At 32.4% G+C, this 15,535-nt stretch carries 16 protein-coding genes; 11 read left to right on the top strand and 5 right to left on the bottom strand.

The annotated features are described in order from the left end of the window. The first annotated feature begins 65 nt into the window (after positions 1–65). Entirely contained in the window at positions 66–1,712 is a 1,647-nt protein-coding gene (locus tag V7S50_RS15315; protein WP_242253000.1) for a M3 family oligoendopeptidase, read from the top strand. Positions 1,713–1,730: 18 nt separating this feature from the next. On the opposite strand, the gene V7S50_RS15310 is transcribed toward V7S50_RS15315, so the two are convergent. Continuing rightward, on the bottom strand, positions 1,731–1,928 hold the full coding sequence (locus tag V7S50_RS15310) for a DUF4017 family protein (RefSeq protein ID WP_242253001.1): 198 nt from the start codon (positions 1,926–1,928) through the stop codon (positions 1,731–1,733). A gap of 161 nt (positions 1,929–2,089) precedes the next feature. Here V7S50_RS15310 and V7S50_RS15305 point away from each other — a divergent pair, with 161 nt between their 5' ends. Together V7S50_RS15305 and V7S50_RS15300 are read left to right on the top strand one after the other, a co-directional pair. After that, positions 2,090–3,295, top strand: a complete 1,206-nt coding sequence (locus V7S50_RS15305) for a peptide ABC transporter permease (protein ID WP_242253002.1) — start codon at positions 2,090–2,092, stop codon at positions 3,293–3,295. A gap of 20 nt (positions 3,296–3,315) precedes the next feature. Further along, positions 3,316–3,765: a DUF6884 domain-containing protein gene (locus tag V7S50_RS15300; RefSeq protein WP_242253003.1), complete on the top strand. Its 450-nt coding sequence runs from the start codon at positions 3,316–3,318 to the stop codon at positions 3,763–3,765. A gap of 455 nt (positions 3,766–4,220) precedes the next feature. On the opposite strand, the gene V7S50_RS15295 is transcribed toward V7S50_RS15300, so the two are convergent. The 4 genes from V7S50_RS15295 to V7S50_RS15280 all read right to left on the bottom strand — a co-directional run bounded on the left by V7S50_RS15295 (position 4,221) and on the right by V7S50_RS15280 (position 6,763). Beyond that, positions 4,221–4,673: a hypothetical protein gene (locus tag V7S50_RS15295; RefSeq protein WP_242253004.1), complete on the bottom strand. Its 453-nt coding sequence runs from the start codon at positions 4,671–4,673 to the stop codon at positions 4,221–4,223. 137 nt (positions 4,674–4,810) lie between these two features. Further along, positions 4,811–5,167, bottom strand: coding sequence for a cytoplasmic protein (locus tag V7S50_RS15290; RefSeq protein ID WP_336376455.1), 357 nt, complete (start codon positions 5,165–5,167; stop codon positions 4,811–4,813). A gap of 127 nt (positions 5,168–5,294) precedes the next feature. Beyond that, the gene (locus tag V7S50_RS15285) at positions 5,295–5,918 is read right to left on the bottom strand and encodes an acetylglutamate kinase (RefSeq protein ID WP_242253006.1); all 624 of its coding nucleotides are present in this window, start codon (positions 5,916–5,918) and stop codon (positions 5,295–5,297) included. 683 nt (positions 5,919–6,601) lie between these two features. Beyond that, positions 6,602–6,763: a hypothetical protein gene (locus V7S50_RS15280; protein ID WP_180230807.1), complete on the bottom strand. Its 162-nt coding sequence runs from the start codon at positions 6,761–6,763 to the stop codon at positions 6,602–6,604. A gap of 230 nt (positions 6,764–6,993) precedes the next feature. Here V7S50_RS15280 and recQ point away from each other — a divergent pair, with 230 nt between their 5' ends. The 8 genes from recQ to V7S50_RS15240 all read left to right on the top strand — a co-directional run bounded on the left by recQ (position 6,994) and on the right by V7S50_RS15240 (position 15,395). Then, positions 6,994–9,111 carry a DNA helicase RecQ gene (gene recQ / locus V7S50_RS15275; protein WP_242253008.1) on the top strand — a complete coding sequence of 706 codons (2,118 nt, stop codon included), beginning with the start codon at positions 6,994–6,996 and terminating at the stop codon, positions 9,109–9,111. A gap of 26 nt (positions 9,112–9,137) precedes the next feature. Continuing rightward, positions 9,138–9,521 (top strand): gamma-glutamylcyclotransferase family protein, encoded by a 384-nt coding sequence (locus V7S50_RS15270; protein WP_063221458.1) that lies wholly within the window; start codon positions 9,138–9,140, stop codon positions 9,519–9,521. 182 nt (positions 9,522–9,703) lie between these two features. Then, a complete protein-coding gene (locus V7S50_RS15265) occupies positions 9,704–10,447 on the top strand; it encodes a class I SAM-dependent methyltransferase (RefSeq protein WP_242253010.1) in 744 nt (247 codons plus the stop codon). A 418-nt stretch (positions 10,448–10,865) separates the two neighbouring features. Next, positions 10,866–12,935 carry a HelD family protein gene (locus tag V7S50_RS15260; RefSeq protein ID WP_242253012.1) on the top strand — a complete coding sequence of 690 codons (2,070 nt, stop codon included), beginning with the start codon at positions 10,866–10,868 and terminating at the stop codon, positions 12,933–12,935. Positions 12,936–13,005: 70 nt separating this feature from the next. Continuing rightward, positions 13,006–13,338, top strand: a complete 333-nt coding sequence (locus V7S50_RS15255; RefSeq protein WP_242253014.1) for a DUF952 domain-containing protein — start codon at positions 13,006–13,008, stop codon at positions 13,336–13,338. 165 nt (positions 13,339–13,503) lie between these two features. After that, positions 13,504–13,851 carry a PadR family transcriptional regulator gene (locus tag V7S50_RS15250; protein ID WP_060486712.1) on the top strand — a complete coding sequence of 116 codons (348 nt, stop codon included), beginning with the start codon at positions 13,504–13,506 and terminating at the stop codon, positions 13,849–13,851. Beyond that, on the top strand, positions 13,838–14,848 hold the full coding sequence (locus V7S50_RS15245; protein ID WP_242253015.1) for an HAAS signaling domain-containing protein: 1,011 nt from the start codon (positions 13,838–13,840) through the stop codon (positions 14,846–14,848). The genes V7S50_RS15250 and V7S50_RS15245 overlap by 14 nt, the downstream gene beginning before the upstream one ends. 34 nt (positions 14,849–14,882) lie before the next feature. After that, the gene (locus tag V7S50_RS15240) at positions 14,883–15,395 is read left to right on the top strand and encodes a GNAT family N-acetyltransferase (protein WP_242253016.1); all 513 of its coding nucleotides are present in this window, start codon (positions 14,883–14,885) and stop codon (positions 15,393–15,395) included. The last annotated feature ends 140 nt before the right edge of the window (positions 15,396–15,535 follow it).

The following is a 15,535-nucleotide window of genomic DNA, read 5'->3' as shown; positions in this document are numbered from 1 at the left end:
TTGGCTACTTGTCTTTTTTTATCTCTAAAAAACAGAAAATTAGAATTTTAAAAGGAGGATTGTGTATGTTTAATGATTTGGAGAGTAAATTACAGTCAATATTAGAGCGAAATATTACTTCTGTTTCAGAATTAGAGAGTTGGCTTTTGGAGGAACTACGTGTAAATGCTGAAATAGAAGAGGAGATAACAAATAGTTTAATTTCCATGTATAGAGATACAAACAATAGTAATATACGTGATTTACATATATATAACCAAAATACAATTCAACCACTTTTAAAAAGATACAATGCAAAGTTTGACCAGAAATTTATAGATTGTCCGTTTTCTAATTTTTTAGATGAGCAGAAATATGGATTTATGAAAAAAGTAAGATTGGTGAAGAGTAAAATGTTTAATGAAAAAAACATTTCTCTTTCCGTTAAAGAGCAAGAGCTTATTACGAAATATAGAGAAATAATGTCTAACATATCAATTAATTGGGAAGACGAGCAAAAGACGTATGCATACGTAAAAGCAAAGCTAGATAACCCCAATAGAGCTATTCGCAAAAAAGCTTGGTACGCTTTATGTGAAGCAAGAAGTGTAGTGAAAATAGAAATAGAGTGTATTATGAATGAAATCGTACAATTGCGGAATGAGATAGCTTTAAATGCAGGATTTCATAATTATAGTGAATATGCTTTTAAAATGAAAAATAGAGATTACAGTATTGAAGACTGTTATAAGCTTCATAAATCTATAGAGAAGTATGTTGTACCAATTTGGAAACGGTTAGGGGATTTTTTGAAAAAGAATCTCGATGTAGAAGCGTATCGTCCCTGGGATCTAGCTCTTTGTAGTTTGCCAAAAGTACCATTTCAAAATTCCATTGATTTATTGGGTGGGGTGGAAGAAATGTTTCGGACGACAGATTTATATTTTTATGAGAAATTTATTCATTTAAGGAAAGCGGAATTGATTGACGTAGAAGAACGTGAAAATAAAGCACCAGGAGCTGCTTGTTTTACCTTACCTCATAGTAAAGAGGTTTTTGCGTTTTCTAATTTTAGTCCTTCATTTTATGCAATTAATGCACTCATACATGAAGTGGGGCATGCATTTCATTTTTATAAACAGTTTAACAATGATAGTAGTATGCAGGAAAGATATCTTCGTGAAGAGGTGGCTGAGCTTTATTCTCTCAGTCTTGAGTTACTAGTAATGGATAAGCTTAATATCTTTTACAAGCAAGAAGATGAATATAAAGAAGTGCAGCGAGTACAATTATATCGTACTTTGTCTTTATTAATATCGTCAGTTGCAGGAGATGTATTCCAACACTGGCTTTATACAAATCCAAACCATACACAAGAAGAGCGGGATGAGAAATATTTTGAACTATGTGAAAGGTATCAATATTCATCAGTCGATAGTGCAGGATTAGAAGATGAAATCGGTGCAAGCTGGTTAGAGTCATTTCACTTTGTTCAGTTTCCTTTTTATAAAATTGAATATGCAGTTGCACAAATAGGAGCGATGCAATTGTTTCAAATTTATCGAGAGGACCCAGAAAAAGCGATTGCTTTCTTTAAAGAGGGAGCGAGTGCAGATTGGAACCTACCTATACAAGAAATATATGAAAAAACCGGTGTCTCGTTTGACTTTTCAGAAGAAAGGATAGAAAGTACTGCAATGGTTATTTTAGATTTGCTTAGCGAATTAAAATAAGGATAGCGTTCGCTATCCTTATAACTGTTTATTCGTAGATTTTTTCTTATTTATATAAAATGTAATAATAGCAGTAATGAGGAAAATAGGTATAGCATACGCTTGCCCAACAAACAACTTCCAGCCAACATGATTATAGCCTTGAGATGCTGGAGTAATCATAGCGATTATGCAAACAATAATATAAAGTACTAGTGCAGGGATTATATTTTTCATTTATTGACCTCCTTGTCATAAAATCATCACATGTATATTTGTATAATGCATTATAGTTTGAGATAAGAGATATATTTTTTAAATAGTCATGTAATTAAAAGGGGTGTTTTTGATTGGAATAGAATAGGTGTATGTAGAATGATATAGGGGTGTTATATATAATGAATAATATACTAAATCGAATAAAGAAAGATGTAAGTATAGAATTATTGAATACGCTATGGCCTGGTTTTAATAGGGCTGCATTTGCATTATATAATAATGAGCATGTGTATGTATTTCATCATCCATTATATTTGAAAGATGATAATGAGTACACCATTTTAAAGTGGGATGAACAATTCAAAGCTGATACATGTATCCTATTCAAAGATTATCCAACTGCCATCGTGAATATGAATAGATATAAAGATTATGCAGGTTTACTTGCGATTGTGGTGCATGAACTTTTTCATTGCTATCAATATTTGAATAAAGAAAGTAGATTTCCAAATGAGTCTTTAGGATTTCAATATCCTATATTTGAAGAAAATATAGAATTACGAAATAGAGAACGAATTTGTTTATATAATGCAGTTCATTGTAAGTCACAAGCTGAGAAAAATAATTATATTAAGAAGTTTATTGAACTAAGAGAGCAAAGAGCTAGATTTATGGGAGAAGAGTTTATAACATATGAGTATATGGTTGAAAGTATAGAAGGGCCTGCTTGGTATGTTGAAATGAATGCTTGTATTGCAGTTTGTAAAAATGTTAAAAGCGAAACATTACGAAAATATAGCGGGCTTATTTTAGATGCATATGATGCTAATTATAATATTAGAAAGAGCTGCTATAGCTCAGGAATGCTTTTATGTTTATTATTAGATAAAATCCTCCCTGAATGGAAAACGAGCTTCTTTAATAGTGATAAATTGTTATATGCTTTTTTAAAACAAAATATAAATGTGGATTTGAGTTTCAATATTGAAATGACAATAAGTAAAGAAACGAAGCAAATCCTTCATTTTGTTCAAAACGAAAGAGACAAGGATATTAAGCAATTTTATGATGAAGAAGGGTATCATTTGTATATTGTAGGAGATATAAAATTAAATTCGTTTAATCCAATGAATGTAATTTTAAACGGAAATAAAGCATTACATAAAACCTTTTTAAGTGTAAATATACATAATAAAACATATATGATAAATCAGCCTGTTTTAGCATCTTTCGAAGAAGATTTTAAAAATATGACACAAGTTCATATCATAATGAACGAAAAACCGAAAGAAACAAATAATGGTTGGAACGTTTTTAGGGTTGGAGAAATAGAAGCTGTGTATGAAGAAGTAGAGGGTTCTATATTTTTATATTTAAAAAGTTAGAAATGAGGTAAGAAAAAACGATGAAAAGGTTATGCATAATTCCATGCGGAAAGAAGAAAATTTGGGATAAGTATCGTGATTACGGACCGATGGAGGCAAAAGATGTATATATTAGCCCGTTCGGAAAAGCATGTCAGGCGTACGCAACTATGTTTTTCGAGAATTGGGTTATATTATCGGCGAAGCATGGATTTTTAAGGCCAAATGATATTGTACTAGAAAACTATGATCTTGCCTTTGATTCAAAGAGCGATGAGATTATTAGTATTGAACAATTAAAACAACAGATGATTGAAAAAGACTTGCTTCAGTTTGATGAAATCGTCTTACTTGCAGGGAAGAAGCATAAAAAAGTAGTGACACAATTGTATCTAGAAGAAATCATTACGTATCCGTTAGAAGGGTGTAAAGGAATTGGGTATATGTTGCAGAGGTTAAAAGGGGCTGTGGGGGAAGGGAGAGAGTTATAGCCAACTTTTAGTGTTTATATATATTGTGTGTGAAAAAAGAAAACACGTATGAATTTAAATCCTAAATATTGGGGTTTTTTCTTTGTAGTATTTACTTTAAAGAGAATTGGAAGTACTAACAGAGAAGTATAACATTTATAACTATACTTATAAAACTAGAATATAGACTAGCAAACAAACCTTTTTCTACTCTTAACCATAGAATATGATGAATTCTATTTAGGAGGATGCATATTCATGGGGAATCATTGTAATTGTAGGCGTTCATTTTGGGACGATTTAATGTTTGGAAGATGTAGATGTAAATGCAGGGAGTGTAACGAATGTCATTGCAAAGAGAAACCGAAGTGCGATTGTGAAAAATGTAATTGTAAAGAGAAACCGAAATGTTATTGTAAACATGAAGGGTATTAATAATAAAAAGAGTACGTTAAGTACTCTTTCAATTTATAAGGTTATATTCCATCTTCAACAGATTTTTTTACAATTTTCCATTTATCTTGTTTTTTAATCTTTATAGCTACATGAGTTCCATTAGACTCCTTAAAAAAAATATATCCATTATTTGCGTTCACATATGTCAATGGTTCACCTATGCAATCTCTTGAACAAGATGTATTGATAATCTCAATTAAGGATAGTTCGCTCGGATCAGTCCTACTTGCATCTATAATGGTATCAAGGTCTGTTTTACGATAACCTTGTAAGTTTACATGGGAATTCTGTTCAATTTCTCCTGTAATACTAGTATTCATTACTTCAACTGAATTTTTCTTTTCTTGAAGAAATCCGTTTTCATAAAGTAATTTTGTATATCCAACCCATGCGATTAAAACTAGCATGATAAACATACTACATATTTTAAGTGTTCGAAGCCGTTTACTTACAATTGTTTCTGAGTATTTCATTCAGTTTAATCCTCCAATGTTTTTAATTTAAAGTATGCTTGGATACATATATTTAGAAGAGGATGAAAGGTAACTAGTTCTGGATTCAAAAAAGAAAACATCTGAAATTAGATGTTTTCTTTCTTGAGTGATTTTCACTATCTGTTCGTTACTTGTTTCATAAGTGGCCTAATTTCTTTTACAGGTGGTTTTTTATCATAGGCATCAACGTAAGAAAAGTAATAATTTAAGTTTCTGAGAAGTCCTTTTCCTATTTTAGCGCTTAAGAATGGAAATACTTGTCCAGTATAATCATCAAGAGATTTACAGTAGTATTTTTCATCTAAATATATACTGTATTTACATGTTAGTTCTACTAGTGAGTTTCCTTCATCATCAATTACTTCTTTAGAATCAATAATGTCTATTAATGCGTATTTTTCATTTAGATATACTTTCTTCTTTTTCTCGTGCTTATTTGTAAGGATAAATACAAGACCGATGGCGTTAATCAAACTATTTCCTCCTATAAAAACGGATATTAATAAAATATATCGATATAAGCTAAATGTAAAGAGCGGGGACGAAATATCATTGATAGAAAGCTCAATAAGTCGATTTGTTTTTCAAATCGGCTTATTGTTATTGAAATACTTGCGGAAATTGCTTTACGATTGCATTTGTTATCATGTCAGCCATTTCTAATGCTTCTTTTTCAATTTTATCGTACAATTTTACTCCTGCTTCATAATCTTTATTTAGAAAGGTAAGTGCTTCTGCTTTCGTAAGTGCTAAATGTTCATAAAACATTTTTCTGAATTCTTCCTTTTCTATATATGGGTTGATGCTTGTTAGAAACGCAACAATTTTATCACCGTTAGCGTACCATTTTTTTTCTATAGCGGCAGCTGCATTTTGGTCACCAGCTTTTGCGGTTTTAACAAGATCTGCTGCAATTACTAAGTGGTCTTTAATTAATGCACTATATTTTTTCACTGCATCTTCACCATAGAATGGTTCAAGAGATAGTCCCATATGTGTTGCATTTTGAAGAAGCCGTCCAACAGTAACGTTTACGTCAGGTAAATTGAAAACAATACTTATAATAGCTAATCTCGTCCAAGCAACGTGTTGTTCCCATAAAGAACGCATGTAACCTTTTAAAAAATTCTCGTTTTTACTAATTCGGTAGTTACGTACAGATACATCAAAGTTTACATAAGGATTATGATAGGGGGAGTAATATGATTGCCAATATGAATACATAAATAGTAACACTCCTTTGAACATGTATAACTCAAAGTATGATGAAAATTTATTTTTAGTTACGTGTCCTAGATTAATTTCAAAAAATGATATGGAAAAAGATGAAGAATTTTATTGTGGTATATATAAATAAATTGAATTTAAAGTAAAAGAGGCTCTGCAAGGGAAGTTGCAGAGCCTCAAAAGGGTATTGCCGAGATGTCGGACTCGACTACGTAATATTATCATAAAATTCTATTAAAAAAACCTGGTAAATGTGTCCAAATGAAAGTCAGTCTTTAATAAAGTCAAAGGGACCTGCTTCCCGCGGCAGGTCCCTTTAACTAGATAATGTCGATGAGCAAAAAATCATCTAGAGTACCTTTATAGTAACAAGTGAAATTCGTTTTGTGTATTGAGAAAAAAAGATTTACTTTATTAGATGTTAAGAACTTATATTTTACTTCCTGTTATTATCATCATTTGTTGTGAGTGGAGTATGGTTATAAAATGGAGAAAAGATTTACAATCACATCTAAAAGTGTACTGAAATATATAAAAATCAAAAAAGACCTGCACAAATAAGCAGGTCAACTTAAGGGGTTTATCCAACAGAATACCTCATATGTTAACAACTGTATTGTAGTATGTCTATAAGGTTCATATTGAGAAAATTATTATGAATGATATATTTCGCACGTGTATTAATGTTTAAAAAGTTGAGAAAGAAAATGAAAAAGCTTTCTATAAGAAAATAATGGTTGGTACTTATAATATGATTCATATTTCCACGCATCATTATTTGAGAATTGGAGTTGGTTCGGTACTGTTTTCTGTTTGATGGAACTAATATTACGGTGCTTCATATAGTAACCTCCTGAATTCATATGTATAAGATTAGTAGTATTCAAGGAGAATTAATAAAATGTGTATTCATTTTGAAATTCGTTATAGTTGCTAATCAATCTCTAAAACGTAAAGATGCATAAAATAATGAAAAAGCAGGCTGTTAGTTATGCATTCATCACTTTCATGACGCATAAGAGATGATATAATAGAAGTAGATGAAAGATAAAGAAAAGCAGGTGACTCTTTTTTGTTTACAAAAGCACAAGAACTTTTAGCGTCTTATTTCGGTTATTCTTCATTCCGAAGAGGACAAGATGAAACAATTAAAAATGTATTAGATGGGAAAGATACAGTCTGTATTATGCCTACAGGTGGGGGTAAGTCAATTTGTTATCAAATTCCCGCATTAGTATTTGAAGGAACAACGTTAGTTATATCGCCTTTAATATCACTTATGAAAGACCAAGTAGATACATTAGTACAAAATGGTATTTCGGCTACTTATATTAATAGTTCTATTTCTATTACAGAAGCGAATCAACGAATTCAATTAGCGAAACAAGGACATTATAAGTTACTTTATGTGGCGCCTGAGCGTCTTGATTCAATGGAGTTTGTTGATCAACTTATCGATATGAAAATCCCGATGATTGCAATTGATGAGGCGCACTGTATTTCGCAGTGGGGACATGATTTCCGTCCGAGTTATTTACATATACATCGTATATTAGATTATCTTCCAGAAAAGCCGCTCGTATTAGCATTAACTGCTACGGCAACACCACAAGTTCGTGATGATATTTGCAATACGCTTGGAATTAATCAAGAAAACACGATTATGACAACGTTTGAGCGCGAGAACTTATCATTTTCTGTTATTAAAGGACAAGATCGTAATGCATATTTAGCGGATTATATTCGTCAAAATCAAAAGGAATCTGGGATTATATATGCGGCTACTAGAAAAGTAGTTGATCAGTTGTATGAGGATTTAATGAAAGCGGGAGTTTCTGTATCAAAATATCATGCGGGTATGAGTGATAACGATCGAAATGAGCAGCAAGAACTCTTTTTACGTGATGAAGTAAGTGTAATGGTAGCGACATCTGCATTCGGGATGGGTATTGATAAATCGAATATTCGTTACGTTATTCATTATCAACTGCCAAAAAATATGGAAAGTTATTATCAAGAAGCAGGACGTGCTGGCCGTGACGGATTAGATAGTGCATGTATATTGCTGTATTCTTCTCAAGATGTGCAAGTACAGCGCTTTTTAATTGATCAATCGACCGGAGAATCTCGTTTTTCAAACGAACTTGAAAAATTGCAAAATATGACTGATTACTGTCATACAGAACAATGTTTACAATCATTTATTTTGCAATACTTTGGAGAAGAACCGAAAGAAGATTGTGGCCGTTGCGGTAATTGTACAGACGAACGTGAAAGTATTGATGTGACGAGAGAATCACAAATGGTTCTATCTTGTATGATTAGGACGAACCAACGATTCGGAAAACAAATGATTGCACAAGTACTAACGGGATCTAAAAATAAGAAAGTCATTGAATTTAATTTTCATACTTTACCAACGTACGGATTACTATCAAATCGTAGTGTAAAAGAAGTCAGTGAGTTTATTGAGTTTCTTATTTCAGACGAGTTAATTGCAGTTGAACATGGTACGTATCCAACATTAAAAGTAACAGGAAAAGGGAAAGAAGTGTTACTTGGTAAAGAGAATGTTTTACGCAAAGAACGTGTAGAGACAAGACAAATTGTTCAAGACCATCCTTTATTTGAAGTACTCCGTGAAGTACGTAAAGAAATTGCACAAGGAGAAGGTGTACCTCCATTCGTTATTTTCTCTGATCAAACGTTAAAAGATATGTGTGCCAAAATGCCGCAAAGTGACTCTGAACTTTTAACAGTAAAAGGGATTGGCGAACACAAACTTGTGAAGTACGGTTCTCATTTCTTGCAAGCAGTACAGCACTTTATTGAGGAAAACCCAAACTATGCTGAAACAGTTAAGACAGAAGTGGTGACAGAGCGGAAAAAGCCAGGGAAAGCTTCAGCAAATTCTCATTTAGAGACGTATGAAATGTATAAACAAGGCATTGATTTAAATGAGATTGCAAAAGAACGTAACCTATCAAGACAAACAATTGAAAATCATTTAATTCGCTGTTTTGAAGATGGAATGGAAGTAGACTGGAACAGTTTTGTTCCTGCAGAATATGAACTGCTGATTGAAACTGCAGTGCAAAATGCTGATGGTGGTCTGAAATCGATTAAGGAACAACTTCCGAATGAAGTGAGTTACTTTATGATTCGTGCTTATTTACAAATTAGAAAGTAGTGACATGTAAAGGGGATAGGGATTTTATGCATCACGTTTTTGTGTATGGCACGTTAAGAAAAGAGCAAACAAATGCTCATTATATGCAAGGTGCAACATGCATCGCAGACGAAGCATGGACGTATGGGGAATTATTTGATACAAACGAAGGGTATCCAGCCATGACTTATTCGAATGAAGAAAAGGTCTATGGTGAAGTTTATGAAGTAAATGATGAGATATTGCGTAAGTTAGATGAACTAGAAGAATATACAGGTAATGCGGAGACTGATTTATATGATCGCATTACGCAAACAGTATATGCTGCTGATAGGGAAATAGAGGCATATGTGTATATCGCTCAAGATAAAAAGATGATATTGAAAGTGATTGATTCTGGAGATTGGGTGGAGTATCAAAAAGAAAAATAAGAGTAACTAAAGAGTAGATAGTGGAATAATCCATTATCTATTTTTTATATTTACACTTTTAAAATTCTTATTATTTTGATAAATTGTAAATATAGGGAAATAAAAAGGAGGATTTTTCAGGGGTGTCAGAAATTTAGTTTCTCAACTGTAGTAGAAAAATAACGTACAGGAGGAGAATAATAATGAACGAATTAAATGTAAAAGAATTTTATAAAAAACAATTTGAATTACTAAGCCATGATATAAATAATGAAAATTGGTTACAGGAAGTTGCTGAAGAAATTCAAGAGCAAGTGGGATATCCATTTCAGACGATGTTAGAACTAGGTGCTGGAAATGGCGGGTTTGCAAGAGCGATGTCTAATTTGGGTGTAAAAATGACTACGGTTGAGCTTGTACCAGAGTTAGTTATGTTTGCTAAAAAACATTCTACTAACGACATTGTGATTCATTGTGCTGACTTTTATAAAATTAACTTTGAAGAAAAGTTTGATGTTGTTAGTTATTTAGACGGATTTGGTGTAGGAACAGATGAAGAACAATTGGTTTTATTAAAACGAATCCATAATTGGTTGAAAGATGGTGGGTGTGCACTTATTGATATTTATCAACCATTATATTGGGAAAAAGCAAATGGACAAGAAATGCCGATTTATTCTGCAATGCGAAAATATGAATACGATAGTGAAAATGCTAGGATGCTGGACCACTGGTGGGAAACGGATTCTTCAAATGATATCGTGACACAATCTTTACGTTGCTATACTATAGATGAGATTAGTAATTTATGTGCAGAGGCTCAGTTCAGTATAGTTGGGATTTTCCCAGGGGGAGCATATGACTTCGAAGAGAGAAAATATAAAGAGCAAGCGTCTTTAAATGAATGTTTATCATATCGTATAAAAGTAAAAAAGAGTAAGGATTAATTCCTTACTCTTTTTTACTTTTATAGTGTGAATATTTAATTGTCGTTCTTTTTTTATTCTTATGGATCTTAGTATGATCCCAATTCGAAGAAATAATACAGTAGCAACGACGTCTTAATAGACAACTAGATAAGAAATTGGAGAGTGTGTAAGGGGAACTTAGTTAGATAGTATAAAGTTCTTTTAATCAATAGATAATAGCAGCTGTTGTATAAATCACTTTATTATATGTGTAGTTGTATGATTTAGATGTTATATATTCTTATAATGTAAAAATATCATTTGAATTTCGATATTAGAAAGGTGAAAAATAAGTTTTTTCGGAAAACTTAAATTAAAATTGTTGACTTTATAAATGGATTTTTAATACAATTATGTTTCGACTGAAAAATTAGAACGGACAGGAGGGAATCATCAAATGAACAACATTTTTAACGAAGAATTACAAAAAATGAAAGATACATTAAGTACGATGGATGAACAATTGGATCAGCTTGAAAAAATTCCAGTTTATTATGGCGATGATTTTAAAGAACAAATTCTTGAAAGTATGAGGGAGTCTAATAGACAAAACTTACGTATTGGTGTACAAGAGCCGTACTTTGGAAGATTAGATTTTCAGGAGGATGGCAAGGAAGACGTTATGCCGATTTATATCGGTAAAGTAGGTGTTTCGGATATAGACACGATGAAACCAATCATTATTGATTGGAGAGCGCCTGTCGCAAGTATGTTTTATTCATTTACCGGTGGTGAAGAATTAGCATTTTATCAATCACCAGACGGATTAGTAGAGGGTGATGTTTATTTAAAGCGAAACATCTCCATTCGAAAAAGAGAACTAGAACGTGTTGTTGATACATATGTGAAAGGAAATGAAGATGTATCGCATGCTGATGATTTTCTTCTATATCGACTAGGTGAGAATAAAGATAATAAACTAAAGGATATTGTTTCGACGATACAATCGGAGCAAAATGATATTATTCGTGCGGAAAGAAACTTACCATTACTAATTCAAGGGGTTGCAGGGAGCGGAAAAACAACGATCGCTTTACATCGCCTTGCTTTTTTAATTTATGAATATCGTGAACAGTTAGAAGCTGAAAGAATGATTGTATTCGCTCCGAATAGTTTATTTTTAGACTATATTTCGAGCGTACTTCCTGAATTAGGTGTAGGGAATATTAGTCAAACAACGTTTTCAAATTGGGCATTACGTACGTTAGATGATTCGGTGAAACTAAAGCAGACAGATGAAAAATTAAAAGAAGCCTTTTCTATTAATCGTGATGAAAGAAAGGTTATGCTTGGTAAATTGAAAGGTACACTGAAATTTAAGTCCTTTATTGAAGAGCGAATGGTTGAATTTGAAAAAGAACTAGTGCCAACAAGTGATTTTGAGGCGTGGGATAAAGCTGTTATTCCAGTGGAAGATATTAAAAAGTGGATGCAAGTGGAATATAAACATTATCCATTAAAGAAAAGAAGAGAACGTTTACTCGGCCGAATGAAACGCTGGATTGAAATTGAACTGAAAAAGTATGGAGAAACTAACGAGAAGAAATTATTAAAAAAAGAAGCGACAAAGAGATTGAACAGTTATATGAAGTTTTGGCCGAAAATGAGCCCACTTTCAATATATAGTTCAATATTGAAAAGTAAAGAAATACTCGAAGTATTACCTGAAGAACTTGTTAGAGAAACAGAAAAGAATTGTCGTAAAAAAGAAGTGTATGTAGAAGATTTACCCGCTTTAATATACATACATCACCGCATCACAGGTATTGAAATTGGACAAAAGTTTCATCACGTCGTTATCGATGAAGCGCAAGATTTCTCGCCATTCCAAGTTTATGTATTGAAAGAAATTACACTAGGTAATTCTTTTACTATATTAGGTGATTTATCTCAAGCGATTTATGATTATCAAGGGATTGAAGATTGGAGTGCTTTTAAGGAAGTCTTCCAAGAAACAGGTTATTATGAACTGACGAGAAGTTATCGCTCTACAAAAGAAATTATAGAATTTGCGAACGAAATAATTAAAAATGCAGAGATTCCTGTAGGGCTTGCAACGCCAGTTTTCCGTAGTGGAGAAGAAGTAAAAGTAATTCATACTGAAGATCAGTTTACTGAAATTGTGAAGACATTAAAACAGCTTCAAAATGCAGATGTGAAAACAATTGCGGTAATCGGAAGAACAGACGATGAATGCCGCGATATGTATGAGAAATTAACAAATGAAGGATTGTCTGTAAACGTTATTGAAGCAGATCAAAGTAAATATAAAGGTGGTATTTCGGTAGTACCTGTATACTTAGCCAAAGGGTTAGAATTTGATGCCGTTCTACTCATTGATGTTGATGAAGAACATTATAAAAATACGAAACACGATGCGAAGTTATTATATGTCGGATGTACAAGGTCGCTTCATGATTTATGGATTTTCCATAGCGGGGAAGCATCTCCGTTAATTAAGAAATAAAAATTCAAGAGGTTTTTCTAGTAATGAATAGGAAAGCCTCTTAGTTGATAAATATATAGGGGACATGATAATGATTACAAAAGTAATAACAAAAAGAAATTGGGAAATCGCAAAAACAACTGGAGAAATTTATGAAAAATCACTAATTGAAGAGGGATTTATCCATTGTTCATATTTAGAACAAGCTTTAAACGTTGCACAAAAACATTTCATGCATGAAGAAGATGTTTTATTACTGACAATTGATCGATCCTTAGTGAAAGCAGAAATAAAATATGAACTTGCTTCTAACGGCCAAGAGTATCCGCATGTTTACGGAGCAATTAATATTGATGCAATTATTGATGTTGTTCCATTTTCTAAAGAAAAATGGGAATTTATATTACCAGAGGTACAAAGATAAGAATGTTATATATAAGTTAGTGAGAAAAGCACAAATCATATAGTTTGTGCTTTTTATTATCCGTTTTTTGGTAAAAAATTGTTGTTTTTGTCACAATTATACTGTACGATACATAGTATAAAACATATACTGTATGACATATAGTAATAAAAATGAGGTGAATACATGGATGCTTTATTAAATTCATTAATTACTGAACTAAGAAGAGGCACATTAACATTAGCGGTTTTAAGCCAATTAAGAACGCCGCAGTATGGATATTCACTTGTCCAATTATTGGAGCAATCAGGGATTACAATTGATCAAAGTACTTTATATCCACTACTTCGCCGATTAGAAAAGCAGGAGCTAGTGACGAGTAGTTGGGATAAAACGGAGAGTAGACCTCGTAAGTATTACGTTTTAAGTGAATACGGATTAGAGATATTTTTGCAGTTAAAAAAGGAATGGATAAAGGATTCGAAAGAACTTTATAACTTATTAAAGGAGGAGGACAAGAATGAACTTGATTGATATTTATGTCGAGGAAGTAGCGAAGAGATTACCTGAAAAAAATCGTGAAGATATTATTCTTGAACTACGATCAACAATAGAGGATATGTTACCTGATGATTATAATGAAGAAGATGAAAAAAGAGTTCTTGAAAAATTAGGAAGTCCGGTTTCGTTGGCTAATGGGTACTTGGATAGACCGATGCATTTAATTGGACCACGTTATTTTGATGTATATATGACATTATTAAAAATGATCATTCCAATTGCAGCCGTTATCGCACTCATTGCAATGGTTGCAGAAAATTTTATAAGTTATACTGGTGATCAAGCGGTATTAAATATTGTTTTACAATTGATAGGTAAAGGTGTAGGAGAAATACTTGAAGTGGCTCTCCATGTATTTTTCTGGTTAACACTTGTATTTGCTATTTTAGAAAGAACGGATAAAGACAAAGATACGCAACCATTGACGACAAGTTTAAAAAAGTGGACGCCAGATGATTTGAAAAATATTTCGTATATTCCGAAGAAAAAAGCAATCTCTAAGTTTGAAGTTTTTGGAGGTTTAATGTGGACGGCAATTTGGGCTACACTTTACTTTTATGCGAATCACCTCGTTGGTGTATACAGTGGTACGGAAAAAGGATTGAAGTTTGTTGCGCCGACGTTTAATCAAGATGTGTTACTTCAATATTGGCTAATCGTTGTGATTATGATTGTTTTTGAAATAGCTATATCTCTTTATAAGTTAGTACAGGGACAATGGACGAAAAGATTGGCAATCGGAAATACTGTTCTCCAAATAGCGGGAACAATAGTATTCATTGTAATTGTAGTAAATCCGCACTTGTTTAACGAAGGATTTATTACGTTTGTGGCAAATGTGTTTACTATTTCTCCAGAGGAATTTAAAGGGTGGTTAATTGGTGGAGGTATTCTCATTTATATAGTATCTGCTGCATTAAACATTTATGATGGCTTCCGAAAAGCTAGTGTTCGTGTAACGAATAGGTAGTTAAAAAGATAACGTATATGAAAGGAAGAAAACAATGATAAGGGAAGCAATGGAAACAGATGTAACATATATTTTAGATATTTATAATGATGCGATACTAAATACAACAGCTGTATATGCATATAAACCTGTAACCCTTAAAAATAGAATAGATTGGTATGAACAAAAAAAGGCTGATGGCTATCCGGTTTTTGTATACGAACAAGATAATAAAGTAGTAGGATTTGCGACATTTGGTCCGTTTAGAGCTTGGCCTGCTTATAAATATTCAGTTGAACATTCTATATACGTTAAAAAGGGATATAGAAAATGTGGGATAGGAAATTCTTTAATGAAAGAATTAATTACAATTGCAAAAGAAAGGGAATATATGACTTTAGTTGCTGGAATTGATGCAGATAATGAGAAAAGTATTGCCTTACATGAAAAATATGGATTTGCTCATGCGGGGACAATCAAAAAGGCTGGTTATAAGTTTAATAAGTGGCTAGATTTAGCTTTTTATCAATTGGAGCTTAGTGGTCCTAAAAATCCTTTAGAAGAATAGAGGTTTTTCGTAAAAATTTATCTTTTAGGTAGCAAGGAGTAATTCATGCTACCTTTTTCTTATTGTAATAGCCGATTTAATCTGCTAAAAAGGATTTTTAAATTCTATATTGAATTATTAGAAGGTGATAAAACGATATG

Origin of the sequence: Bacillus sp. CCNWLW194 (assembly GCF_037120585.1) — a bacterium.
Classification (GTDB): Bacteria; Bacillota; Bacilli; order Bacillales; family Bacillaceae_G; genus Bacillus_A; species Bacillus_A basilensis.
The sequence above is the reverse complement of the archived record's forward strand: the minus strand, read 5'-3'. Positions and strand labels throughout refer to the sequence as shown.

Bases quoted from the DNA above. Each gene is read 5' to 3' on its own strand.
- V7S50_RS15315 (WP_242253000.1), top strand. From the start codon at position 66: ATGTTTAATGATTTGGAGAGTAAATTACAGTCAATATTAGAGCGAAAT.
- V7S50_RS15310 (WP_242253001.1), bottom strand. From the start codon at position 1,928: ATGAAAAATATAATCCCTGCACTAGTACTTTATATTATTGTTTGCATA.
- V7S50_RS15305 (WP_242253002.1), top strand. From the start codon at position 2,090: ATGAATAATATACTAAATCGAATAAAGAAAGATGTAAGTATAGAATTA.
- V7S50_RS15300 (WP_242253003.1), top strand. From the start codon at position 3,316: ATGAAAAGGTTATGCATAATTCCATGCGGAAAGAAGAAAATTTGGGAT.
- V7S50_RS15295 (WP_242253004.1), bottom strand. From the start codon at position 4,673: ATGAAATACTCAGAAACAATTGTAAGTAAACGGCTTCGAACACTTAAA.
- V7S50_RS15285 (WP_242253006.1), bottom strand. From the start codon at position 5,918: ATGTATTCATATTGGCAATCATATTACTCCCCCTATCATAATCCTTAT.
- V7S50_RS15280 (WP_180230807.1), bottom strand. From the start codon at position 6,763: ATGAAGCACCGTAATATTAGTTCCATCAAACAGAAAACAGTACCGAAC.
- V7S50_RS15270 (WP_063221458.1), top strand. From the start codon at position 9,138: ATGCATCACGTTTTTGTGTATGGCACGTTAAGAAAAGAGCAAACAAAT.
- V7S50_RS15265 (WP_242253010.1), top strand. From the start codon at position 9,704: ATGAACGAATTAAATGTAAAAGAATTTTATAAAAAACAATTTGAATTA.
- V7S50_RS15260 (WP_242253012.1), top strand. From the start codon at position 10,866: ATGAACAACATTTTTAACGAAGAATTACAAAAAATGAAAGATACATTA.
- V7S50_RS15255 (WP_242253014.1), top strand. From the start codon at position 13,006: ATGATTACAAAAGTAATAACAAAAAGAAATTGGGAAATCGCAAAAACA.
- V7S50_RS15250 (WP_060486712.1), top strand. From the start codon at position 13,504: ATGGATGCTTTATTAAATTCATTAATTACTGAACTAAGAAGAGGCACA.
- V7S50_RS15245 (WP_242253015.1), top strand. From the start codon at position 13,838: ATGAACTTGATTGATATTTATGTCGAGGAAGTAGCGAAGAGATTACCT.
- V7S50_RS15240 (WP_242253016.1), top strand. From the start codon at position 14,883: ATGATAAGGGAAGCAATGGAAACAGATGTAACATATATTTTAGATATT.